Consider the following 22,777-nt stretch of genomic DNA (forward strand, 5'->3'; position numbering starts at 1 on the left):
TAGAAGGAAATTCTCTCCGTAAAGGAAAAATATAAGAGGTTTATAAGTTTTTTTTGATATAATTGCAGCATCTTAAAAGTGGCACAGTTTGACCGAAAACACTGGCACTATCCCTCCGAAATACCCAGCACTTTAACAGATTATTTAAAAGATTAAAATAATATTCCAAAAACATTAATGTTTCAAATAACATTTATTACCACTTAAAAATGTATGGAATATGCATAAATTCCGCGTTTTGAAAGCTCTAATTGCCTTATTCCTACACAAAAACCCCAGAACTTTGCTGTGCCAATGTTGCCAATTCGTCCACTGGTATTGATAGTTCTGGATCATCTGTAGTTGTCTATGTTCTGGATGTTGGGTCAAATTTTAATTTATATTGTACTTTTGAACTCTTTGTTATCGAGAAAACATAATTAAAATACTTACGATAAAATAAAGAAATAAGCTAATAATAGAACTTTGAACATAAAACACTCGACATTCAATCTAAAACACTGAGCATTCAATCTAAAAGGCTCAATGTTTAACCTAAAAGATAGAACATCCTAGCTAAAAGGTATAACATCCTATCTAAAATATAGAACATTGAACCTAAAAGGTAGAAAATCCTACCTCAAAGTTTGAACGCCGAACCTAATTAATATTTTAGGAAAACCAAGAAATGCTCCTTCCTACTAAAGACAATATAAATGAATAAAAGTAATTGCCCAGTAGGCGAAAGGATTTAAAATTTCTACACAAAAACGCCAAAAGCTTGTTGTACAGAATTAGCTAATTCCTCAACAGGTATGGTAGGTTCTGGACCATCTGTTGTCGTCCATGTTCTGGACGTTGGGTCAAATTGTAATTTGTATTGTTTGGTGGTATTCTCGGTCACCGTAAAATGATGCGTTGTAGGATCATACTGCGCTTCAAATGATATTGTTTCTCCGTTTATTTCTTTTGAAAATTGTCTGTTAAAATGCTGGTTCATGTTTTAAAAAATTTTTCAATGTGTTAGATTGTCACTTATTTAAACGGAAAAGATCCTCATATTGTTTTGCTAAAGACGTATTAGTATTGAAAAAATATACGATAATTTACTTATTTTAGGTTAAATCGTATTACCCACTTCTAAACTTAGCTTTATGATCTCAAGAATTTCTGTTATTTGCTTGATCCTTTTATCTGCATTAACCACACTCAAAGCGCAAAATAAGCCTATTAAATACGCTATTGTAGGATTAACACATTCGCATGTACATTGGATACTGGGAAATCTAAAAACAGAAAAATACGAGGTAGTAGGTATTGTAGAGCCCGATAAGGCACTATCCGAGCGGTTTGCTAAGCACTACAAATTCCCTTTAGATATAGTGTACAGCAGTATGGATGAACTGTTTAAAAGTAAGTCGCCACAAGCTGTGCTGGCATTTGGTACGGTGTATGAACATTTGGAAGTAGTAGAGAAATGTGCACCAAAGGGCATTCATGTAATGGTCGAAAAACCATTGGCTGTGAGTCTTGCCCACGCCAAAAAAATGGAAGCCCTAGCGAAAAAACACAACATCCATTTAATAACAAACTACGAAACGACATGGTATCCAACCATGAAGAAAACCTACGAATTATTGCAAAGCAATGCAATTGGAACTATGCGAAAAGCAGTAATTCGTGATGGGCATAAAGGTCCAGCGAAAATAAATATTGATCCCGAATTTCTGTCATGGTTAACCGATCCTGTACAAAATGGTGGTGGCGCAATTACCGATTTTGGCTGTTATGGCGCCAACTTAATGACCTGGTTTATGGATGGCAAAAAACCGATTTCTGTTACGGCAGTTACTCAACAATTGCAAAAAGAAAACAATCCCAAAGTTGATGATGATGCGACGATAATTCTGACTTATGAAAATAGTAATGTCTTGCTTCAACCCTCTTGGAATTGGACGATAGGACGCAAGGATTTGGAGATTTATGGTTTAGACGGTGTGATCTACGCGGATAATAGCCATCATCTACGCCTTAAAAAGTCCGAAGGATATGATGGGTTCAAAGAAGAAAAATTTGATTTGAAGACTTTAGAAAAGCCCTTCAATGACCCATTTAACTTTTTCGCCGCAGTAATCAATACGGAGATTAAATTAAAGCCTTACGATTTGTCGTCTTTGGAGAATAATATGGTCGTCATGGAAATATTAGATGCCGCTATTCGTAGTGCGAAGTCTGGTAAGACGGTGACTTTGAAGAAATGATCATAAAGTCTTCCTAACATGTATCAATTAACAGAACTTTCCATTGTTATGCTTGAATGTCGCCTTAGTGAGTTGCCAATTGTAGGAATGTCGAAACGTTGTGCCAACTCGGTACAGCTACGAGTTTTTGGTTACTTTTTGCGGAAAAAAGTAACTGCCTGCCCGGCATGAGGGCACTAAAGAATAAAAATGATGTATTTTAAATCTATTTATACTCTCTCTTACTAAATAGAATAAATCCCAATGTTGCTAATCCTGTTAAAAACGGATAATACAGATACGAGATAAGTTCCACTGGCGACACAGTTGGTTGTGATGCTCCTGCCAAAACAATAGAAGATGCCGCGAGCGCAGCCAATATTTGTGCGCCGTATGGAATAATTCCTTGAATAAAACAAGAAACTGTATCCAAAATACTTGCTACACGCTTTGGCTCTAAGCCAAATTTATCCGAAATCTCCTTCGCTAGTGGACCTACAATTACAATCGTAATCGTATTATTTGCCAACGCAAAATTAACCAGAGCAGTCAAAGAAACAATACCCAATTCCGCTCCGCGTTTCGTTTTTATTCTTTTCAAAACCGAATTGAGCAAGAAATCAATTCCTTCATTTTGACGAATAATGCCTACTACTCCACCGATAATCAAACACAGCAAACTTAATTCAAACATTCCAGCGAAGCCTGAATTTATACTTTGGATCGAATCCAACAAAGTAATCGAATTGGTATATAATCCGATTAATAAGGTAGCGACAATACCGATTCCTAATGTCCAAATCACTTGAACACCCAATAAGGCAAGTGTAAAGACGAGTATATACGGCAATACTTTGATGAATTCAAATTCTCCAACCTCTATATTTCCAACATTTTCGGCAAAGGCAGCTCCTTGGTAATAATAAATTATAACCACCAAAATAGCGACAGGCAAAACGATTCTAAAATTGATTTTAAACTTGTCACGCATGCTTACATTTTGAGTTCTTGTCGCAGCAATGGTGGTATCAGAAATAAAGGACAAATTATCCCCAAACATGGCTCCTCCTACGACCGCAGCCAAAGCTATAACTGTTATTCCAGGAATATAGGTTTCGAACCCCACGGCAAAAGGTGCTAAGGCTACAATAGTTCCCACAGAAGTTCCCATGGAAATAGATACAAAACAAGCAATTAGAAAAATACCCGAAAGGATAAATTGAGGCGAAATATAAGTCATTGCAAAGTTCACGGTAGAGGACAATGCACCTATTGACTTCGACAACTCACTAAATGCGCCTGCCAACAGAAATATGAGAATCATAATCAGAATATTTTGATCACCAGACCCATTCGCAAAACTTTTTAATTTCTCGTCAAAGCTTTTGTTCGGATATTGAAAAAATGCGACAAATAGCGAAATAACAAATACAACCAATACAGGTAATGCGTAAAAATCACCTAAATAAAGAGAGCCTGCAAAATAAATGATTATAAAAATAATTAACGGCAATAATGCCCAAAAGTTACCTGCTTTATTTTCCTGACCCATACTTACTATTTTATTCTTTTATTTAAATTTACCCAATCTCTGTTCGAAATAAGAAAATTCAAATAGTTGTAATTCCCTTTATTTCACAGCAAATGTCGCCTTAGTGAGTTGCCATTTGCAGGAATACTGAATCATTGTGGCAACTCGGTACAGCGACGAGTTTATCTTCGATGAGCTCACTATGTTTCGGTTTTGATTATTTTTTTTCGGAAAAAAGTAATTGCCTCCCCGGCATAGAGGGATCTTAAACAAATTCCTTAAATCGAACTAACTTTATTTATTCTCTTCCCAAAAATCTGCGTTTTTGATTCCCAATTTCTTCGGATCAAATGTAGGGTCTTCAACTCCTTGTTTACGCTGTGCAACATAATCCTTCCACACCTTCATACCTATTTTGCTTAGCAACAAGATCGCAATAATATTTACCCAAGCCATCAAGCCCACACCAATATCACCTAAATCCCAAGCTTGTTTTGCTGTTTTAATCGTTCCATAATAAACCGAAAACAAAAATACGATGCGCAATACCCAAATAACCAATTTGTTTTTCTTGCCTTTGAAAATATAGGCAACATTAGTTTCAGCAAAATAGTAATAGGCCATAATCGTCGTGAACGCAAAAAAGAATAAGGCAATAGCTACAAATTGATTGCCAATAGCCGGAAAATGATGGGCGACTGCTGCTTGTGTAAAACCTTCAACTCCCATTCCTGGGACATAATTTACCAAGAAACTAGTAGCCTCCCCTTTAGCATTGAATTCGCCTACCACATTAAATTGATTGGTGAACAAAATCATTAATGCCGTAGCAGTACACACAAATAAAGTATCCACATACACAGAAAAAGCCTGTACAAGTCCTTGCTGAGCTGGGTGATTCACTTGAGCTGCAGCCGCTGCGTGTGGCCCTGTACCCTGTCCCGCTTCATTAGAATAAATTCCTCTTTTCACTCCCCAAGCGATTGCTGTCCCTACTATTCCACCAAAAGTTGCATTCATACTAAATGCGGATGAAAATATCATCGAAAAAACTGCAGGAAGTTGCGTGAAATTCAAAGCAATGATAATGATTGCCATAAGAATATACGCGCCAGCCATAAATGGAACAACAAATTCTGAAACTTGCCCCAAACGTTTGACACCACCAATTATAATAACGGCTAATAATATCACAACAACTAAACCGACATAACTTACAGTCCAATCTGTCCCCGCAAAATGGATTACCTCATTGGAATAGCTAAAAGCATTAGTTATTGTTCCATTTATCGCATTACTTTGGACACCTGGCAATAGAAAACCCGTACTCAAAATGGTGATAACTGCAAAAAGCAAGGCATACCATTTGACACCTAAGCCTTTCTCAATATAATATGCAGGACCACCTCTAAAGATATCTCCCTCCTTTTGCTTATATACCTGTGCTAAAGATGACTCAATGAACGCGGATGCAGAACCTAGGAAAGCGATTACCCACATCCAAAATACAGCACCAGGTCCGCCCATATAGATTGCTGTGGCTACGCCAACAATATTCCCCGTCCCTACACGTCCTGAGATAGCTAAAGCAAATGCTTGAAACGATGAAATACCATGATTAGATTGATTCTTAGCAAAAAGAAATCTGACCATGTCTTTTAGATATCTTATTTGAAGAAAGCCAGTTCTAACGGAGAAATAGAGCCCCGTTCCTAGACATAAATAAATAAAAATTTCACTCCAAACATATCCAGATATTGTCGATATAATATTTTCCATCAAAAAGGTGTTAATAATTCGTATTAGGCTATAAATAACGTGATTTTTCTATAAAACATGAAGTATATCTACAAAAAAATAAATGAAAAACCCAGGGTAATCAATATATGTGTTAATTAATCTTAAATAAGACCGTAAAAACAAAGGAGTTGCAAATTTATATTAGCAACTCCTTTTTATATTGAGCTATTACAAAATAGCTTCACGCACTCGCGTCAATTTTGTTAATAAATCTTCTAACAAATCCAAATGCAACATATTCGCACCATCTGATTTTGCATTCGCAGGATCAGGATGTGTCTCAATGAATAATCCATCAGCTCCTACAGCTATAGCTGCCTTAGCGATTGTCTCGATCAATTCTGGCTTACCACCCGTTACACCCGAAGTTTGATTTGGTTGTTGCAATGAATGCGTACAATCCATAACCGTAGGAACATCAAAAGAACGCATGACAGGCAAACCTCTAAAGTCCACGATTAAATCTTGATACCCAAAAGAATTACCTCTATCCGTCAATAAAACTTTATCATTGCCTGAGTCTTTTACTTTATCAACAGCAAACTTCATAGATTCAGCGGACAAAAATTGTCCTTTCTTCACGTTGACTACCTTACCTGTATTTGCAGCCGCTACCAACAACTCTGTCTGACGGCATAAGAAAGCAGGAATTTGCAACACATCCACGTACGCCGCTGTCATTGCAGCTTCATGACTTTCGTGAATATCTGTCACCGTAGGCACACCAAACTCTTTGCCTACTTTTTCTAAAATCTTAAGTGCCTTTTCATCACCAATTCCCGTGAATGAATCCACACGCGAACGGTTAGCTTTGCGGTAAGAACCTTTGAAAATATAAGGAATATTTAATTTATCCGTAATCGTTACGATTTTCTCTGCAATACGTAATGCTATCTCCTCACCTTCTATAGCACATGGACCCGCCATTAAAAAGAATTGATCTGATGATCCATTCTTAATACCAGGTAAATAGTTGTTTATCATTTTATGTTAATTTCCTAATTCCGAAATAAATTTAATACGCATCAATTGAATGTCTTCATACGAATAATCCTCCTCACCCAATTCATTCAATGCCGTTTTGATCGAATCCTCTTCCGCAGATTTGAAGTAATCGTACACTTCGTCCTGCCTATCTTGGTCAATCATTTCGTCCACAAAATAGCCAATATTTAGTTTTGTGCCTGAATAAACAATAGATTCAACCTCTTTCAAAAGATCCTCATAGCTGATGCCTTTTGAACCAGCGATGTCATCAAGCGCAAGCTTACGGTCTATATTTTGAATAATACTTACTTTCAACGCTGATTTATTTGCTGTACTCTTAACAACAAGATCTTGCGCTCGCTCAATACCATTATCCTCAACATATTTTTTAATAAGCTCGACAAATGGACCGCCAAACTTTAATGCTTTTCCTGCACCAACACCATGAATTTGCTTCAGTTCCTCAATGCTCACTGGATAATGTGTGCACATTTCATCCAAAGAAGGGTCTTGGAAGATTACAAACGGTAGTAAAGATTTCTGCTTCGCTATTTTCTTGCGCAGATCTTTCAGCATTTTCAACAGTTCCGTATCCAACGCACCCGAACCTTGTGGACCATCATCGCCATCCTCATCATCTGCCGCTTCAATCTCTTTGTTCAAGATGAACTTCAAATTATAAGGGTTGCTAAGATACTTTTTACCCTCATCAGTCAAGACCAAAAGTCCATAATGGTCGATATCTTTTTTTACAAAATCAGCAAGTTCAGCCTGTCTGATTAAAGAATTCCAATAGTTGATTCCTTTATCCTTACCATAGCCAAAAAGTTTATGCTCATCATGCTTATAAGCCGATACAGGTTGATTATTCTGACCGATGAAAACATTGATTATATGCTGATCATCAAAACGATTTCCTTCTTCTTTGATGAAATTCAAGACTTTTACTAAATCTTCTTCCGCCTCAAAATAAGTCTTAGTCGAGCGACAATTGTCACACATACTATTACATCCCGTCTCATCAAATTTTTCACCGAAATAATGTAAAATTTGTTTACGACGACACACTGAAGATTCAGAATAATCGATAACTTCTTTTAATATTTGTGTACCTATTTCTCGTTCCGAAACAGGCTTATCTTTCATAAATTTAATAAGCTTATCGACATCCTTTTTCGAATAGAATGACAAACAATAGCCTTCACCTCCATCACGACCAGCACGACCAGTTTCCTGATAATAGCCTTCCATCGATTTTGGAATATCATGGTGAATCACATATCGCACATCTGGCTTATCTATCCCCATTCCGAAAGCGATAGTTGCCACAATAACTTGCACATCTTCCATCAAGAATTTATCTTGTGTATCAGCACGGGTTTTCGCATCCAAGCCAGCATGGTAAGGCAATGCCTTGATGCCATTTATATTAAGGATTTCTGCTATCTCCTCTACTTTTTTACGACTTAAACAATAGATAATTCCTGTTTTTCCCGCATTATTTCGAATGAATTTTACAATTTCCTTTGCAATATTTTTCTTAGGTCTTACTTCATAGTACAGATTAGATCGATTGAACGATGACTTAAACAATGTTGCATCCGTCATCTGCAAATTCTTACGAATATCAGACTGAACTTTTGGAGTAGCCGTAGCCGTAAGCGCAATAATTGGAATATTATCTCCAATTTCATTTAAAATCGTTCTGATCTTACGATATTCAGGACGAAAATCATGTCCCCACTCCGATATACAGTGCGCTTCATCCACAGCGACAAAAGATACTTTAATCGATTGCAAAAAAGCAATATTATCTTCTTTAGTCAACGACTCTGGAGCCACATAAAGAAGTTTTGTTTGTCCGGATGTCACATCCGCTTTCACACGTGTGATTTCACCTTTTGTGAGTGATGAATTTAAGAAATGAGCAATACTGTCTCTTCCTCCAAACGCACGCAATTGATCCACTTGATTTTTCATCAAAGCGATCAAAGGCGAGATAACAATAGCCGTACCACCACTCATCAAAGCAGGAAGTTGATAACATATCGACTTTCCACCTCCCGTAGGCATAATAACAAAAGTGTCTTTTTTATTAAGTATGTTAGTGATTATTGCTTCCTGATCCCCCTTAAATGCATCAAAACCAAAGAATTCCTGGAGATTATCGTACAATGATTTTTCTATTTCCATCAGCGCCATTACAAAAATATAAGTAGACTATTGACCATCTAAAAATTAAATACTTTATTTTTGTCAATTATAGAATAAAAATAAGGAGATTTTCCGTGAAAAGCAATTCAGAAATAAAAAAAGAGGCTATCGAAGTATTACTGTTAGAAGCTAAAACACTAGAAGCCTTGACGAAAAAAGTTACAGATGACTTTGCAGAAGTTGTCAATATAATCTTGAACTTAAATGGGCGCGTTATTGTATCGGGTATAGGGAAGAGTGCAATTATTGCGCAAAAAATTGTAGCAACATTGAATTCTACGGGAACTCCTTCCATCTTTATGCATGCCGCTGACGCTATTCATGGTGATTTAGGAATAATTCAAGAACATGATTTAGTGATTGTTATCTCCAAAAGCGGAAATACTCCTGAGATTAAAGTATTGATTCCATTTTTAAAACAAGCGAAAAACAAACTTGTTGGTATAGTTGGAAATTTGAACTCATTCTTGGCACAACAAGCAGATTACATATTGGATACCACCGTAGAAAAAGAAGCTTGTCCAAACAACTTAGCACCTACGACAAGTACTACTGCGCAATTGGCTATGGGTGATGCATTGGCAGTCTGTTTGCAAACAGTTAGACAGTTTACAGACAGAGATTTTGCAAAATATCATCCTGGCGGTGCACTTGGGAAGCAACTGTACCTGAAAGTTGCTGATTTGTCCAATAACAACGGAAAACCTTCTGTCCTATCTACAGATAATATCCGAAGCACCATTATTACCATCACAAAATTCAGATTAGGTGCAACTGTGGTTACTGAGAACGATAAGATTATTGGCATTATTACGGATGGGGATATTCGCCGTATGCTCGAAAATTATGCAGATACATCGAAATTAACAGCAAAAGACATTATGAGCGCTAACCCTAAGCAAATCGAACAAACTGAGCTGGCAATTAATGCTTTTCATTACATGAAAGACAATAATATATCTCAACTGGTAGTAACCGAAAATGGAGATTACGCTGGCATTATTCATATCCAAGATTTACTAAAGGAAGGAATTATCTAAACGTCAAAAACAGATTTTAATCCGTGTAAAATTATTGTGGTTATTGATTTTTAGTCTGCCAAAGTTTTATTTTGGCAAAATAATTGATTAAAATTGATTATTAAACAAAAACGGACAAGAACAGGTAAAGAGAGAAATATGAAAAAGATATTAACTATAGCTACTACAGTCATTGCATTTATTACATTAACAGCGATGATGCAAGTTGGGGAATTTAAATTTGAGACCGAATCTCATGATTTCGGAAACATTGCTTACAACAAACCAGCTTCATATGAGTTTACATTTACAAATGCTGGCAAAGCGCCAATAATTATATCAGAAGTGGCACCTTCATGCGGTTGTTCAGTAGCTGATTTTTCTAAAACACCGGTAAAACCGGGTGATACTGGTAAAATCAAAGTGACATATAATGCTGCTGCAAAAGGACCATTTACAAAATCATTTATTGTAAAATCAAACACAAAAACACCAGTAAAGACATTAACAATTAAAGGTAACGTGGAATAATAATTCTCATCAAAACCAATATTGAAGCCCTATCAAAATTCATTTGATAGGGCTTTTTATTTAAACTATATTTGTCCCGAAATAATAACTCAATAATATGCCAAAAATTTCGCAAAAGGGCATGGACATGCCTGCATCGCCTATTAGAAAATTAACTCCTTATGCTGACCAAGCTAAGAAAGATGGCAAAAAAATCTATCATCTTAACATTGGCCAACCCGATATCGAAACACCTGAAGTAATGCTTAATGCATTAAAAAACATTGACTTTAAGGTTTGGGCATATACTCCTTCCGAAGGTACTGCATCGTACCGTCAGAAATTAGCGGAATATTACAACAAATTAAATTACAACATTACACCAACCGATATTTTGGTTACAAATGGTGGATCAGAAGCCATTACCATTGCGATGCAAGCTTGCTTGAATCCTGGTGAGGAGATTATTATCCCAGAACCATTTTATGCAAATTACAATGGTTTCGCTTGTTCTTCAGGTATAGTTGTAAAACCTATTATGTCTTATATTGACAATGGTTTTGCTTTACCTTCTATCGCAGAATTCGAAAAAGTGATCACACATAAAACTAGAGCCATTGCTATTTGTAATCCAAATAATCCAACTGGCTACCTTTATTCTCGTGAAGAAATGGAAGCTCTTAAAGAGCTATGTTTGAAATATGACTTATTCTTATTCTCGGATGAGGCTTACCGTGAATTCTGTTACGACGACAAAGATTTTATTTCACCAATGCACTTGGAGGGATTAGAAAATCATGTTGTAGTTTTAGACACCGTATCTAAGCGTTATTCGGCTTGCGGAGCACGTATTGGTTGTTTAATCACTAAAAATAAAGAATTATACCTTACTGCATTAAAATTTGCACAGGCACGTTTGTCACCGTCGTTAGAAGGACAAATTGCAGGCGAAGCTGCTGTTGACACACCAGATTCATATTTTCAAGCTGTATCAAAAGAGTACACTGCTAGACGAGACACATTAGTTGCTGGTCTTAATGCTATCGAAGGCGTATTCTGTCCTAATCCAGGAGGTGCTTTTTATGTAGTCGCAAAATTACCTATTGATAATGCGGATAAATTCTGTCAATGGATTCTTGAATCATTTTCATATGAAAATGAAACTGTTATGATGGCTCCAGCTACTGGATTTTACAGCACAACAGGTGTTGGTACAGATCAAGTTCGCCTAGCATATGTTTTAAATCAAGATGATTTGAATAAAGCTTTATTTTGTTTAGAAAAAGCCTTGGAAATTTACCCAGGCAGAACAATATAAATTAGACATTAGTTTCTTAAATTTACAAATAGGGGTTCTTTCAGCCCCTATTTGTATTTATGCGATATTTTGGAATTTCACTTCTTCTTATTAGTATTCTCTTGTTTTTTGCGGGGGTTTATGGTTTCACGACTCGCATATCTTCCCACTTTATTTCTGAACTTACAAAATACTGCTTTATGACCTGGTGGCTTGTGGGCTTAGCTGGTTTTATTCTACTCAAATTCGCAAAAGATTCAGATGCTAAAAAGAAGAATATCAAATAAGAGCTTACCCATATTTTATCATGATTATACTTTTTCAACACGTTAAATAGATTTTATATTCTACGCGAATAATCCTTTCTTATACTAAAAAATCATCAGTATCTTTGTTTGTAATGAATGTAGAGAATTTACTAGAACGCGCATTAAACTTTGAGTTTTTGACCAAAGAAGAAGGTATTTTTTTATACCATAATGCATCTACAGCGGATTTGGCGTATATCGCCAATGAGTTAAGAAAAATTCAAGTTCCACATGGAAAAGTTACTTGGCAAATTGACAGAAATGTCAATACAACCAATGTGTGTATTGCCAATTGCAAGTTTTGCAACTTCTTCCGTCGACCAGGTCACGAGGATAGCTATATTACTGATATAGAAACATACAAACAAAAGATTGAAGAAACCTTCAAATATGGCGGAGATCAACTGTTATTACAAGGAGGTCACCATCCTGATTTAGGTTTGGAATTCTATGCAAACCTGTTTCGTCAACTTAAGGAACTCTACCCTACCCTTAAACTACATTCATTAGGTCCCCCTGAAATAGCGCATGTTGCTAAATTGGAGGGAATGTCACATATTGATGTGCTGACAAAGTTAAAAGAAGCTGGTCTAGATTCACTGCCAGGTGCTGGTGCCGAAATATTAAATGATCGTGTAAGACGTCTAATCTCAAAAGGCAAATGTGGAGGTCAAGAATGGTTAGATGTGATGCGTGCTGCGCACAAAATCAATTTGCCGACATCGGCTACAATGATGTTTGGACATATCGAAACAATCGAAGAAAGGTTAGAGCATTTGGTTTGGATTCGTGAAGTTCAGTCTGAAAAACCAGCGGATCATTATGGTTTTGTAGCATTTATTCCGTGGCCTTTTCAAGATGATGGTACATTACTAAAACGCTTACGCGGAATCTCAAACAATGTTAAGGGAGATGAATATATACGTATGATTGCATTGAGTCGCATCATGCTTCCTAATATCAAAAATATTCAAGCTTCATGGTTGACTGTTGGAAAAGCCGTAGCACAATTGTGCTTGCATAGTGGAGCAAATGATTTTGGGTCTATTATGATAGAGGAAAACGTAGTCTCTGCCGCAGGTGCGCCTCACCGATTCACTTCAAAATCCATTCAGGACGCAATTATTGAAGCAGGATTTGAGCCTCAACTTCGCACGCAGACATATAAATTTAGAGAGTTGCCAGAATCTATGGTCGAACAAGTAATTAATTACTAAGTGAAAGATATACTATTAAATATCGAAGCATTAATTTTTGCATCTGAAGAAGGTCTCTCCGCAACAGAGATAAAGCATATCCTTCAAGATGGTTTGATGATTACCATCAATAAAGATGAAGTTCTATCATTTATAGACCAGATCAAACTAAAATACGAAGCAGAGGATCAAGTATTCTCTCTTAAGACGTTTAATAACAAATATCATTTCTTGACAAAAGAAAGTTATCACGATGTAATAAATCAAATGCAGGCACATCGTGATCGCAAGAAATTGAGTCAGTCGGGATTGGAAACCCTTGCAATTATTGCTTACCGACAACCTATCACAAAATTAGAAGTTGAGCAAATACGCGGCGTAAATTGCGATTATTCTATACAACGCTTATTAGAAAAAGATTTGATTAAAATTATCGGTAAAGCTGAGAGTATAGGTAAGCCTCTTTTATATGCGACAAGTGATACATTTATGAATCACTTTGGTATTAATTCGGTAAAGGACTTACCACAATTGAAAGATATCATCAATGAAGAAAATAGCATTGGTGAAATCATAGAATAATTTTTCATTAATTAACATTTTTTTAAAAATTAAAGAGTTGATTATCAGTAATATATTTTTTAAAAAAAATTTTTAGTTTAGGTTTTCTTGTATAATTTTACGATATAATAATCAATAGAAAGTAAGTATTGCTATGATGAACGAAACTATCGAAAAGTTGGAACTTGATGAGAATTTAATCAATTTCAACGGTCCTGAAGATGATGAAGATGATTTCGATGATGATGATTTTAACATCGACATTGATACTATCGGAGGATTCGATGACCTTGATGACGACGATGAAGATTTCTAGGAATAGAAAACTAGTAATAGTCTAAGCCAAAAAATAAGGGCTATTTTTAAATATTTAAAAATAGCCCTTATTTAATTATTTTTTGTGCAGTTGTTCGTACAAATCAATTACTTTCTTTTGCAAGTCAATAACCTCCGCCTCACGAGTTTGCAATCTTTGGTTCAATTCATTGATCTCTTCAAATTTCTCTTTCTCTTCATTGGCATCTGAAGTAGACAACAATTGAACTAATGATAAATTGAATAATTTAGCAATTTGATTTAATCTCGAAAGATTTACATCAGTAATGCCAGTTTCAATTTTTGAAAACGCTGGAATAGAAATATCCAATCGCTTTGCTACATCTTCTTGACTCCATCCCTTTTGGTGTCTTAATAATCTAATTTTTTTCCCTAAAGTATTCATTTGGTAAATGTTTTTATTATTTAACGTGCAAGTTAAAAAAAAATTATTAAATTAAAAACTAACTATTTAAAATTTTTGACTTTTTTAGCCAAAAATTTATCCGCAAAACTTAACACATTAACTCCAATGTTACTATCCGAACTCATAACCAATAAATTAACTCCCTGACTTTCAAATTGTTCCAAGTAAAAATTTAACTCATCAAAATCAGTTATTACAATCATATTAGTGTGATCAAATGTTGAAAATATTTTATCAACAACATTTCCTAAAACTATATTTTTTTCTTTTATACTATTTTTATTTAAAAAAACTACAGCATAATCTGATTCAATCATACTGTGACGATACATTTCTAACTTATCGTCTTTCAATATATCATAAGGAGTTAATTCTATTAGTGTCAACAATTTTTTATTCGAAAACTGTTCTTTTACAGCATGAATACTTGTATAAAGCTTAGATGGTGTATGTGCAAAATCTTGATAAACAACGGATCCATCCTCACTTTTAACAAATTCTAGATAACGGATTGAACTTTTAAAATCGCTAATACTTTCATAAAACTCTCCACGCTTTATCCCCAACCATTCACACACAGTATATGCACCTGCAATGTTTGAAAGGTTTTGCTTTCCTATAATCTGTAAAGGAATTTGCTCATCTCCTATAGTTATATAAGTAATTCCTTTATTAATAGTATAATTTGGCATTTTGTATCCATGCCTATTTATTTTACAATCTTTAGTATCTCCGACAACTTTCAGTACATTCGTATCTTCTTTATTATATACTAAGGTACCTTTTGCAACTATAGTGTCAATGAAATCTTCAAACTGCTGAAGATATACCTCTTCACTTACTTCTGTTTTATTCGCGTCCCAATGTACATTACTTATTAATGCAATATTAGGATGATAGTAATGAAATTTTGAATGATCATCTATCGATGAAGCATAATATTCATCACCTTCTATCAATATAATTGGTGCTGAAGAGGTTAATTTAATCAATGAATTAAACCCTTCTAGTTGTGCGCCAACCACATAATCGAAATCTTTACCAAGTTTTTTAAGTACATGCATAATCATACTTACTATAGTAGTTTTACCAAATGTACCTGCTATTACGACTCGTATCTTGTTTTTAGATTGTTCGTAAATAAACTCTGGAAAAGAATAAATCTTAATTCCAAGCTCTTGAGCTTTTATTAATTCTGGATTATCCGCGTCTGCATGCTTCCCCAGAATTATAGCATCTAAATCTTCTGTAATTACATCAGCATTCCAGCCTATTTCAGTAGGATAGAGTCCAGCTTCACGAAGATTTGATTTAGAAGGTTCTACAATCTGATCATCAGATCCTGTAACCTGATGACCTAATCTAGCTAAACTAATGGCTAGATTATGCATCACACTACCTCCTATAGCTATAAAGTGAATGCGCATAGCTTATTTTTTAATAAATTTTGCTGCACACCATTTATCTAAAACTTTATGACTAACAAAAGTAAAAGAAAGTTCCTTGCAACATTTTCTTAGAATCGGAAGATCCTCTTCTTCATAAAAACCGCTGATATACAACTCGCCCTTTGAATCTAAATTATCAGCATATGTAGACATCTGATCTAACAAAATATTTCTATTTATATTAGCTAATATGGTGTCAAACTTATTTCCTACAATAACTTCTTTTGATCCTAATTGAGATTCAATGTTAGTGATACCATTAAGTTCGGAATTTTCTTTGACACTATCAACACAAATATTATCATAATCTACTGCTAATATGTGTTTTGCCCCTTTTTTTGCTGCTAAAATAGCCAAAATTCCCGTCCCACAGCCCATATCAAGAACTTTCTTATTTTGAAAATTATTTTCCAAAATATAAGATAACATCATAGATGTCGTCTGGTGATGACCAGTTCCAAACGACATCTTAGGATCTATAACGATTTCAAATGTATACTCCGGCTTAGCATCATGAAAAGTTGCACGCACATAACAAGCATCATCCACCACAATTGGATTAAAGTTTGATTCCCAAAATGCATTCCAGTTTTCCTCTTTCACATCATTGATTTGATAATCTACATTGAATTCACTGGCTTGAGCCAGCAACAATGTTTCAAGAGCTTGAGTATCCAAATTTGCGCTAGGAATATATCCCGCAAATCCTTCATCGGTATCCTCAAATGTATCAAATCCAATTTCCGCCAATTCAGCTATTAACAAATCCTTCTGCCAATCTTGAATATCCGTACTCACAAAGTTAACCGCAGTATATTTCATTCTTATGATTATGCATTAAATACTTTAACAATATCTAAAAAGTCACGTGACTTCAAAGAAGCACCGCCGATCAAACCACCATCAATATCTTTTTGTGAGAATAATGTTGGTGCATTTGATGGATTACAACTACCGCCATAAAGAATAGTAGTGTTTTCAGCTGTTTCTGCATCGTAGTGATTTGCTACAGTCTCACGAATAAATGCATGCACTTCTTGCGCTTGCTCCGGACTAGCCGTCAAACCTGTTCCAATCGCCCATACTGGCTCATATGCTAATACGACTTTCGCGAATTCATCTTTACTAAGGTGGAACACACCATCCACCAATTGCGTTTTGATTACATCAAAAAATTTACCTGATTCGCGCTCTTCTTTTGTCTCACCAATACAGAAAATTGGTTTCAAGTTATGTTTCAACGCAGCATTAGTTTTTTCAGCCAACAAAGAATCAGTTTCACCGAAATATGCTCTACGCTCCGAATGACCTAATATCACATATTCTACACCTACAGATTTCACCTGTGAAGCAGATACTTCACCTGTGTACGCACCTGATTCAGCTTGATGAATATTTTGAGAACCTATATTTACGTTTTTTACATTCTCAGACAATTTAGCTACAGTTGATAAATGAATAAAAGGCGTACATACAATAACCTCTTGGTTACCTACAACTTCGTCTTTTACCATATTTACAATTTCAGAAAAAAGACTTACACCTTCTTCAAAATTCAAATTCATTTTCCAGTTTCCTGCAACAATTTTTTTACGCATAGTTTTATATATTAAGGTTGATTAATAATTTCTTAATCTCAATGTTTGTTTGTAAATATACTCTAATATTTCCTTATCCAATTCTGTAAAGTCTTCCCGCTTTACTTCTGCCTTACGAGAAAGCATTTCTAAAAATTTTGTTAAAATATAGCTTTCAGACTTTCCATCAGAAAGCCATGAAAAATCCGGCACAAATTTGGGAATAAATTTCGAGATTGCGACCTGAACCCCTACTCCAATTACTGTACCTGTATTTATTTTGGAAGATATTGCCAACATACTGTGATCGCCTATGAAGACACCACATTTTAATAACCCCGTATTTCGGAAATTATTGTCCTTATAGGAATATACTTTTACGGTATTCCAATCATTTTTTAAATTAGAATTCGTTGTACCAGCACCCAAATTACACCCCTCACCTACCACCGCACACCCTAAATAACCATAATGTCCTTTGGCTGAATTACCCCAAATAACTGCATTATTCAACTCACCACACACAACGGAATTATCTCCTAAAGTCACATTTTGGTACATAACCGTACCCGATTTTACTCGCACGTTTTTTCCGATCACAGCTGGACCATGTATCACACAATCGGATTCTATAATCGCTCCATCCAAAATTAAAATAGCTCCTGAGGATGTATTTAATGTACATGCAGAAAGCTTTGCCGAAGATGCAATTTTATACTTATCTCCTATAATTGTAACGCCAATGTTCGAATGATATAGTGACTCTATTTCGATAAAAGAATAATCAAATGCTATCTGCGCCGCATTATATGTAAAAATATCTTCAAGAAATTTTAAGGATTCATATTCCTGTGTATACTCCACTAAAGTAAACTCTTCTGAATTCAAATCTTCTATAATATCTGATTTAATCTTTGATTTGGTTCTAAAAGCGATCCATTCACCATCAGAATCAACTAATCGTTGATTTAATCGCAGATTTTTTAGTGCTTCAAGAAGAATTTCATTTGGAAGTACATTCGCTTTAATAACTAAGACTTCCTCGGTTGGGATATTTAGCGGAAATTTGATTGAAAGATAATCCTCTGTCAGATATGAAACATTCGGTATTCCCAAAATATCAGACCACTTTTTATCTAAAGTGAAAGCACCGACCCGAAGATTTCCAATTGGACGAGTAGCTACAAGTGGCAATAATTCTTCTCTAGCTTCAAATCGATCAAATAAGACAAGGGAAATACTCATTCGCTAAAAATACAAAAATCCCGATAAATACATATCGGGATTTTCTATATATAATCGTTAAATTATAATTATTTCTTGTTGTAACGTGTACGGAATTTATCGATACGACCTGCAGTATCAACCAATTTCATTTTACCTGTATAGAAAGGGTGTGAAGTATGAGAAATCTCTAATTTCACTACTGGATATTCGTTACCATCTTCCCAAGTAATTGTCTCTTTTGTGTCTACACAAGATTTAGTTAAGAAAGCATAGTCATTTGACATATCTTTGAATACAACTAATCTGTAGTTTGATGGATGTAAATCTTTTTTCATTTTATCTTATGATTACTATATATGCTAACATTTGAGGTGCAAAGATAACTTATTTTAAAATTAATTCCAAAATAATATTTATCAACACGCTTATTATTTTTCCACGAAATACGATGGATTTGAATAAAGCACAAAGCTACATTATTTTCGTATATAATACATATAAAAATCACTTTTATCTACTCTTTTTCTTACTTTTGCTCATTATTTGAAAATAGATAAAACATGAGTATTTCACTATCCGAACAGGAACTACAACGTAGACAAAACCTACAAGGTATCATCGACCTAGGAATAAACCCTTATCCTGCTGATGAATACAAGGTAAATGTCACAGCGGCAGATATACTAGAAAACTACGAAAGAGATAAAATCAATTATAAGAATATTCGTATTGCGGGTCGTATCATGAGCCGTAGAATCATGGGTAATGCATCTTTCATTGAGCTACAAGATTCTACAGGACGTATCCAAGTTTACGTCAAACGCGATGACTTGTGTCCTGGTGAGGATAAGACGTTCTACAATACGGTATTCAAAAAGTTATTGGACATTGGTGATATTGTTGGAATAGAAGGATATGTGTTCACGACTCAAACAGGTGAAATATCAATTCATACCGAAAAACTAACTGTACTTACGAAATCATTGCGTCCACTTCCAATTGTAAAAGAAGCTGACGGAAAGACTTTTGATGCTTTTACCGATCCAGAGCAACGTTATAGAATGCGCTATGTGGATTTGATTGTAAACGCACAAAACAGAGATATCTTTGTAAAACGCACAAAACTATTTAATGCTATGCGTCAATTCTTTAATGACGCAGGTTATATGGAAGTAGAAACGCCAGTATTGCAAGCAATCCCTGGAGGTGCAGCTGCACGCCCATTCATCACACACCACAATGCGTTGGATATTCCTTTGTATTTACGTATTGCGAATGAATTATACTTAAAACGTCTAATCGTTGGTGGTTTTGAAGGCGTTTATGAATTCTCCAAAAATTTCCGCAATGAAGGTATGGATCGTACACACAATCCGGAATTCACAGCAATGGAAATTTACGTAGCCTACAAAGACTACAATTGGATGATGGATTTTACAGAGCGTCTATTGGAGCACTGCGCGATTGCTGTTAATGGAACAAGTAAAGCTACTTTTGGTGAACACCAAATTGACTTCAAAGCTCCATATCCAAGAGTTACAATGGCGGATGCTATCAAACAATTCACTGGTTTTGATATTGCTGGAAAATCAGAATCCGAACTACGTGAAGCCGCAAAAGGCATGGGCATTGATGTAAATGATACCATGGGTAAAGGCAAATTGATTGATGAAATTTTTGGCGAAAAATGTGAAGGAAATTTTATCCAACCAACATTCATCACTGATTATCCGATCGAAATGTCTCCATTAACGAAAAAGCACAGAGACAATCCTGAATTGACTGAACGTTTTGAATTGATGGTGTGTGGTAAAGAAATTGCAAATGCATATTCAGAATTAAACGACCCTATCGATCAACGCGAAAGATTTGAGGAGCAAATGAAGCTATCTGAAAAAGGTGACGATGAAGCGATGTTTATTGATCAAGATTTCTTGAGAGCTTTGGAATACGGCATGCCTCCTACATCGGGCTTGGGCGTCGGTATGGATAGATTAATTATGTTCTTAACGAATAATGCATCTATTCAAGAAGTATTATTCTTCCCACAAATGCGTCCAGAGAAAACAGAACCTGTTGTAGAGCTATCTGAAGATGAAAAAATCGTTATAGGCATTTTATCCGACGAGAAACAAACTTTAGCTGAAGCTAAGGATAAATCTGGCCTGTCTGGTAAAAAATGGGACACAGCTACTAAAAGCTTACGTCAAAAAGATTTAATCAATATTGTGGTGGAAGGTGATAATAAGTTTATCACTATCAAATAAACAAAATGGGTTGGTTTTAATAAACCAACCCATTTTTCTTTAATATAATTCTTCGAGTTCTTTATCTAAACTTTCGATATCCATTAATTTTGGACTCCTCTGCCACGTCATATACGCATGCACCATTTGTCCATTGGAAGAAATGGGTTCTACAGATTTTTGATATAAAATATCGCCTTCAAAATCCAACTTTCTAACCTGCTTGACGCCTTCCCAATTAGGATTTAATGCTGTTTCAATATTATAAATTACATGTGATAAGACATTATCCGTTTTGTATTTGCCTGTAAAAGCGATATATTCTTTTGATCGAGCAGCAATTCTATCATCTGTAGCAGAGAATCGATCTTCAGAATCATATTTTAAAGGATTTTTGACTGATATCTGTACAGACATATAGCCATCTGGACTAAATATCAAAATCCCTTTTGGATTCTTTCCTAAAGGAAATAGATATTCCTCACCACCCACCGGAACTTCGATATAAGATAATAACTTCCACGTCCCAATAATTTCATTTTTCAATGATCCCATACTGTATGATTTTTATACTAGAACGCATTTTTGAACTAAATAGTTTGTCACATTTTTAACATAAATCCGACAAAGCGTTTTACGCATGTTTTAGCAAGAAAATGTAAGTTTGTAAAAAATTATTAACAATGTCTCAACTCGAAATTTGTCCTTGCGGCAGTGAAAATACATATAACGATTGTTGCAACATCATTCACCAAGATTTACAAAAAGCAACCACCGCAGAAGAGCTAATGCGCGCAAGATATACTGCTTATGTCACACACAATATAGACTTCATCTACAATACTTATCATACTAGCACAAGAGGATATCAAAACAAAAAAGAAATAGAAAATTGGGCAAAGGAATGTAAGTGGATGTTTTTGGAAATTGTAAAATCGAAATTAAATACTGTGGAATTCAAAGCTCACTATGTAGATGGTACAATGAATACTAATGTACATCATGAAAAATCAACATTCAAACAAGTTCAGGATAAGTGGTATTATGTAGATGGTGTTATATTAAGCTGAATCAACTTAACTTAAATTTAATATTAAAAAAACACTACACTAATAATCAGGTTCTATATTTGAATAACAAAAATTAAGAATATGATTAAAGATTTAGAAATCACAAATTTGGAAAACTTCATAGATGCTACAGAGTGGCTTCATGATGGAGACGATCTAGTTCAGATCGAAGATTAACCAACAAAACCTCAAACATATACTGTTTGAGTCTACCTTGAAAAATAGTGTTTCAATATTATATAAGAAAAGCTAATCGATTTCTCGATTAGCTTTCGTTTTTAAAGTAATTTATATAAAATTATAATACTAAACTACTATTTGGCTTGTCGCTCAATTTTAATGAAATATTTCCACCTTTAACAATTGAGGAGAATGGAATTGTTATTGAATTTTGAGATTTACCATCTAAAGAGATGGACTCTAAGTACATATTATTAGCAGAGTTATTATCTACATTAATAACAAACTCTTCTCCGCTATAATACTTTTTATTTAACTTAATTTCAATTCGATCAAATAATGGACTTGATAATTGGAATGTAGGATTAATAGCGGTTAATCCCCCCACATCAAACAATCCCATACTTGCCATCACGTACCAAGCTCCCAATTGTCCTTGATCTTCATCCTGTCCATATCCATATCCATGTAATCCATCTATACCATAGAATTGATTACATATTGCGCGCACCCATTTTTCCTGTTTTCCGCAATGGGACACCCTAGAAATTTTTATTGACGATCTCGATTAACCTTGTTTGTTTTTCATCCATTTTCAAGAGGATGTTTTTTATGGCTCTGGATTCCGGGAGTACTATTTCCAGC

Annotated in this window: 22 protein-coding genes; 9 read left to right on the plus strand and 13 right to left on the minus strand. The window is 35.0% G+C overall.

Annotated features, from left to right (window positions below):
• Window positions 1-739: 739 nt before the first annotated feature.
• Window positions 740-979 carry a hypothetical protein gene (locus FLS47_RS12270; protein WP_149914659.1) on the minus strand — a complete coding sequence of 80 codons (240 nt, stop codon included), beginning with the start codon at window positions 977-979 and terminating at the stop codon, window positions 740-742.
• Between the two features lie 154 nt (window positions 980-1,133).
• Between FLS47_RS12270 and FLS47_RS12275 the strand changes: the two genes are divergently transcribed.
• Window positions 1,134-2,240, plus strand: coding sequence for a Gfo/Idh/MocA family protein (locus FLS47_RS12275; RefSeq protein WP_149914660.1), 1,107 nt, complete (start codon window positions 1,134-1,136; stop codon window positions 2,238-2,240).
• A 205-nt stretch (window positions 2,241-2,445) separates the two neighbouring features.
• Here FLS47_RS12275 and FLS47_RS12280 read toward each other — a convergent pair whose 3' ends face one another.
• The 4 genes from FLS47_RS12280 to recQ all read right to left on the minus strand — a co-directional run bounded on the left by FLS47_RS12280 (window position 2,446) and on the right by recQ (window position 8,730).
• Entirely contained in the window at window positions 2,446-3,771 is a 1,326-nt protein-coding gene (locus tag FLS47_RS12280; RefSeq protein ID WP_149914661.1) for a Na+/H+ antiporter NhaC family protein, read from the minus strand.
• A gap of 273 nt (window positions 3,772-4,044) precedes the next feature.
• Window positions 4,045-5,529, minus strand: coding sequence for an alanine/glycine:cation symporter family protein (locus tag FLS47_RS12285; protein WP_149914662.1), 1,485 nt, complete (start codon window positions 5,527-5,529; stop codon window positions 4,045-4,047).
• Window positions 5,530-5,718: 189 nt separating this feature from the next.
• Window positions 5,719-6,534: a 3-deoxy-8-phosphooctulonate synthase gene (kdsA, locus tag FLS47_RS12290; RefSeq protein WP_149914663.1), complete on the minus strand. Its 816-nt coding sequence runs from the start codon at window positions 6,532-6,534 to the stop codon at window positions 5,719-5,721.
• Window positions 6,535-6,540: 6 nt separating this feature from the next.
• A complete protein-coding gene (gene recQ / locus FLS47_RS12295) occupies window positions 6,541-8,730 on the minus strand; it encodes a DNA helicase RecQ (protein WP_149914664.1) in 2,190 nt (729 codons plus the stop codon).
• Between the two features lie 95 nt (window positions 8,731-8,825).
• Here recQ and FLS47_RS12300 point away from each other — a divergent pair, with 95 nt between their 5' ends.
• The 6 genes from FLS47_RS12300 (at window position 8,826) to FLS47_RS18300 (ending at window position 13,958) form a co-directional block, all read left to right on the plus strand.
• Window positions 8,826-9,791, plus strand: a complete 966-nt coding sequence (locus FLS47_RS12300; protein ID WP_149914665.1) for a KpsF/GutQ family sugar-phosphate isomerase — start codon at window positions 8,826-8,828, stop codon at window positions 9,789-9,791.
• A 138-nt stretch (window positions 9,792-9,929) separates the two neighbouring features.
• Window positions 9,930-10,301: a DUF1573 domain-containing protein gene (locus FLS47_RS12305; protein WP_149914666.1), complete on the plus strand. Its 372-nt coding sequence runs from the start codon at window positions 9,930-9,932 to the stop codon at window positions 10,299-10,301.
• 97 nt (window positions 10,302-10,398) lie between these two features.
• Complete coding sequence (locus FLS47_RS12310; protein ID WP_149914667.1) at window positions 10,399-11,598, plus strand: pyridoxal phosphate-dependent aminotransferase; 1,200 nt, start codon at window positions 10,399-10,401, stop codon at window positions 11,596-11,598.
• Between the two features lie 379 nt (window positions 11,599-11,977).
• Window positions 11,978-13,102, plus strand: a complete 1,125-nt coding sequence (gene mqnC, locus FLS47_RS12315) for a cyclic dehypoxanthinyl futalosine synthase (RefSeq protein ID WP_149914668.1) — start codon at window positions 11,978-11,980, stop codon at window positions 13,100-13,102.
• Window positions 13,103-13,663 carry an SMC-Scp complex subunit ScpB gene (scpB, locus tag FLS47_RS12320; protein WP_149914669.1) on the plus strand — a complete coding sequence of 187 codons (561 nt, stop codon included), beginning with the start codon at window positions 13,103-13,105 and terminating at the stop codon, window positions 13,661-13,663.
• A 133-nt stretch (window positions 13,664-13,796) separates the two neighbouring features.
• A complete protein-coding gene (locus tag FLS47_RS18300; protein ID WP_160068245.1) occupies window positions 13,797-13,958 on the plus strand; it encodes a hypothetical protein in 162 nt (53 codons plus the stop codon).
• Window positions 13,959-14,033: 75 nt separating this feature from the next.
• Here the strand turns inward: FLS47_RS18300 and FLS47_RS12325 are convergent, their stop codons facing one another.
• The 6 genes from FLS47_RS12325 to FLS47_RS12350 all read right to left on the minus strand — a co-directional run bounded on the left by FLS47_RS12325 (window position 14,034) and on the right by FLS47_RS12350 (window position 18,971).
• Entirely contained in the window at window positions 14,034-14,363 is a 330-nt protein-coding gene (locus FLS47_RS12325; protein ID WP_149914670.1) for a helix-turn-helix domain-containing protein, read from the minus strand.
• 62 nt (window positions 14,364-14,425) lie between these two features.
• Entirely contained in the window at window positions 14,426-15,811 is a 1,386-nt protein-coding gene (locus FLS47_RS12330; protein ID WP_149914671.1) for a Mur ligase domain-containing protein, read from the minus strand.
• 3 nt (window positions 15,812-15,814) lie between these two features.
• Window positions 15,815-16,654: a 50S ribosomal protein L11 methyltransferase gene (gene prmA, locus FLS47_RS12335; RefSeq protein ID WP_149914672.1), complete on the minus strand. Its 840-nt coding sequence runs from the start codon at window positions 16,652-16,654 to the stop codon at window positions 15,815-15,817.
• Window positions 16,655-16,662: 8 nt separating this feature from the next.
• Window positions 16,663-17,430, minus strand: a complete 768-nt coding sequence (gene tpiA / locus FLS47_RS12340) for a triose-phosphate isomerase (RefSeq protein WP_149914673.1) — start codon at window positions 17,428-17,430, stop codon at window positions 16,663-16,665.
• Window positions 17,431-17,451: 21 nt separating this feature from the next.
• Window positions 17,452-18,654 (minus strand): putative sugar nucleotidyl transferase, encoded by a 1,203-nt coding sequence (locus FLS47_RS12345; RefSeq protein ID WP_149914674.1) that lies wholly within the window; start codon window positions 18,652-18,654, stop codon window positions 17,452-17,454.
• Between the two features lie 68 nt (window positions 18,655-18,722).
• Window positions 18,723-18,971 carry a type B 50S ribosomal protein L31 gene (locus FLS47_RS12350; RefSeq protein ID WP_149914675.1) on the minus strand — a complete coding sequence of 83 codons (249 nt, stop codon included), beginning with the start codon at window positions 18,969-18,971 and terminating at the stop codon, window positions 18,723-18,725.
• 225 nt (window positions 18,972-19,196) lie between these two features.
• On the opposite strand from FLS47_RS12350, the gene lysS reads away from it, so the two are divergent.
• Window positions 19,197-20,903 carry a lysine--tRNA ligase gene (gene lysS / locus FLS47_RS12355; RefSeq protein WP_223225269.1) on the plus strand — a complete coding sequence of 569 codons (1,707 nt, stop codon included), beginning with the start codon at window positions 19,197-19,199 and terminating at the stop codon, window positions 20,901-20,903.
• A 39-nt stretch (window positions 20,904-20,942) separates the two neighbouring features.
• On the opposite strand, the gene FLS47_RS12360 is transcribed toward lysS, so the two are convergent.
• Window positions 20,943-21,437 carry a lipocalin-like domain-containing protein gene (locus FLS47_RS12360; protein ID WP_149914676.1) on the minus strand — a complete coding sequence of 165 codons (495 nt, stop codon included), beginning with the start codon at window positions 21,435-21,437 and terminating at the stop codon, window positions 20,943-20,945.
• Between the two features lie 128 nt (window positions 21,438-21,565).
• Between FLS47_RS12360 and FLS47_RS12365 the strand changes: the two genes are divergently transcribed.
• A complete protein-coding gene (locus FLS47_RS12365; RefSeq protein WP_149914677.1) occupies window positions 21,566-21,952 on the plus strand; it encodes a YchJ family protein in 387 nt (128 codons plus the stop codon).
• Between the two features lie 298 nt (window positions 21,953-22,250).
• Here FLS47_RS12365 and FLS47_RS12370 read toward each other — a convergent pair whose 3' ends face one another.
• Window positions 22,251-22,673, minus strand: a complete 423-nt coding sequence (locus FLS47_RS12370) for a glycoside hydrolase domain-containing protein (protein WP_223225270.1) — start codon at window positions 22,671-22,673, stop codon at window positions 22,251-22,253.
• Window positions 22,674-22,777: the final 104 nt, after the last annotated feature.

Source organism: Sphingobacterium cavernae (genome assembly GCF_008520265.1).
GTDB classification, from domain to species: domain Bacteria; phylum Bacteroidota; class Bacteroidia; order Sphingobacteriales; family Sphingobacteriaceae; genus Sphingobacterium; species Sphingobacterium cavernae.

Excerpts from the sequence above, each read along its gene's own strand:
- FLS47_RS12270 (WP_149914659.1), bottom strand. The coding sequence starts at position 979 with ATGAACCAGCATTTTAACAGACAATTTTCAAAAGAAATAAACGGAGAA.
- FLS47_RS12275 (WP_149914660.1), top strand. The coding sequence starts at position 1,134 with ATGATCTCAAGAATTTCTGTTATTTGCTTGATCCTTTTATCTGCATTA.
- FLS47_RS12280 (WP_149914661.1), bottom strand. The coding sequence starts at position 3,771 with ATGGGTCAGGAAAATAAAGCAGGTAACTTTTGGGCATTATTGCCGTTA.
- FLS47_RS12285 (WP_149914662.1), bottom strand. The coding sequence starts at position 5,529 with ATGGAAAATATTATATCGACAATATCTGGATATGTTTGGAGTGAAATT.
- kdsA (WP_149914663.1), bottom strand. The coding sequence starts at position 6,534 with ATGATAAACAACTATTTACCTGGTATTAAGAATGGATCATCAGATCAA.
- recQ (WP_149914664.1), bottom strand. The coding sequence starts at position 8,730 with ATGGAAATAGAAAAATCATTGTACGATAATCTCCAGGAATTCTTTGGT.
- FLS47_RS12305 (WP_149914666.1), top strand. The coding sequence starts at position 9,930 with ATGAAAAAGATATTAACTATAGCTACTACAGTCATTGCATTTATTACA.
- FLS47_RS12310 (WP_149914667.1), top strand. The coding sequence starts at position 10,399 with ATGCCAAAAATTTCGCAAAAGGGCATGGACATGCCTGCATCGCCTATT.
- mqnC (WP_149914668.1), top strand. The coding sequence starts at position 11,978 with ATGAATGTAGAGAATTTACTAGAACGCGCATTAAACTTTGAGTTTTTG.
- FLS47_RS18300 (WP_160068245.1), top strand. The coding sequence starts at position 13,797 with ATGATGAACGAAACTATCGAAAAGTTGGAACTTGATGAGAATTTAATC.
- FLS47_RS12325 (WP_149914670.1), bottom strand. The coding sequence starts at position 14,363 with ATGAATACTTTAGGGAAAAAAATTAGATTATTAAGACACCAAAAGGGA.
- FLS47_RS12330 (WP_149914671.1), bottom strand. The coding sequence starts at position 15,811 with ATGCGCATTCACTTTATAGCTATAGGAGGTAGTGTGATGCATAATCTA.
- prmA (WP_149914672.1), bottom strand. The coding sequence starts at position 16,654 with ATGAAATATACTGCGGTTAACTTTGTGAGTACGGATATTCAAGATTGG.
- tpiA (WP_149914673.1), bottom strand. The coding sequence starts at position 17,430 with ATGCGTAAAAAAATTGTTGCAGGAAACTGGAAAATGAATTTGAATTTT.
- FLS47_RS12345 (WP_149914674.1), bottom strand. The coding sequence starts at position 18,654 with ATGAGTATTTCCCTTGTCTTATTTGATCGATTTGAAGCTAGAGAAGAA.
- FLS47_RS12350 (WP_149914675.1), bottom strand. The coding sequence starts at position 18,971 with ATGAAAAAAGATTTACATCCATCAAACTACAGATTAGTTGTATTCAAA.
- lysS (WP_223225269.1), top strand. The coding sequence starts at position 19,197 with ATGAGTATTTCACTATCCGAACAGGAACTACAACGTAGACAAAACCTA.
- FLS47_RS12360 (WP_149914676.1), bottom strand. The coding sequence starts at position 21,437 with ATGGGATCATTGAAAAATGAAATTATTGGGACGTGGAAGTTATTATCT.
- FLS47_RS12365 (WP_149914677.1), top strand. The coding sequence starts at position 21,566 with ATGTCTCAACTCGAAATTTGTCCTTGCGGCAGTGAAAATACATATAAC.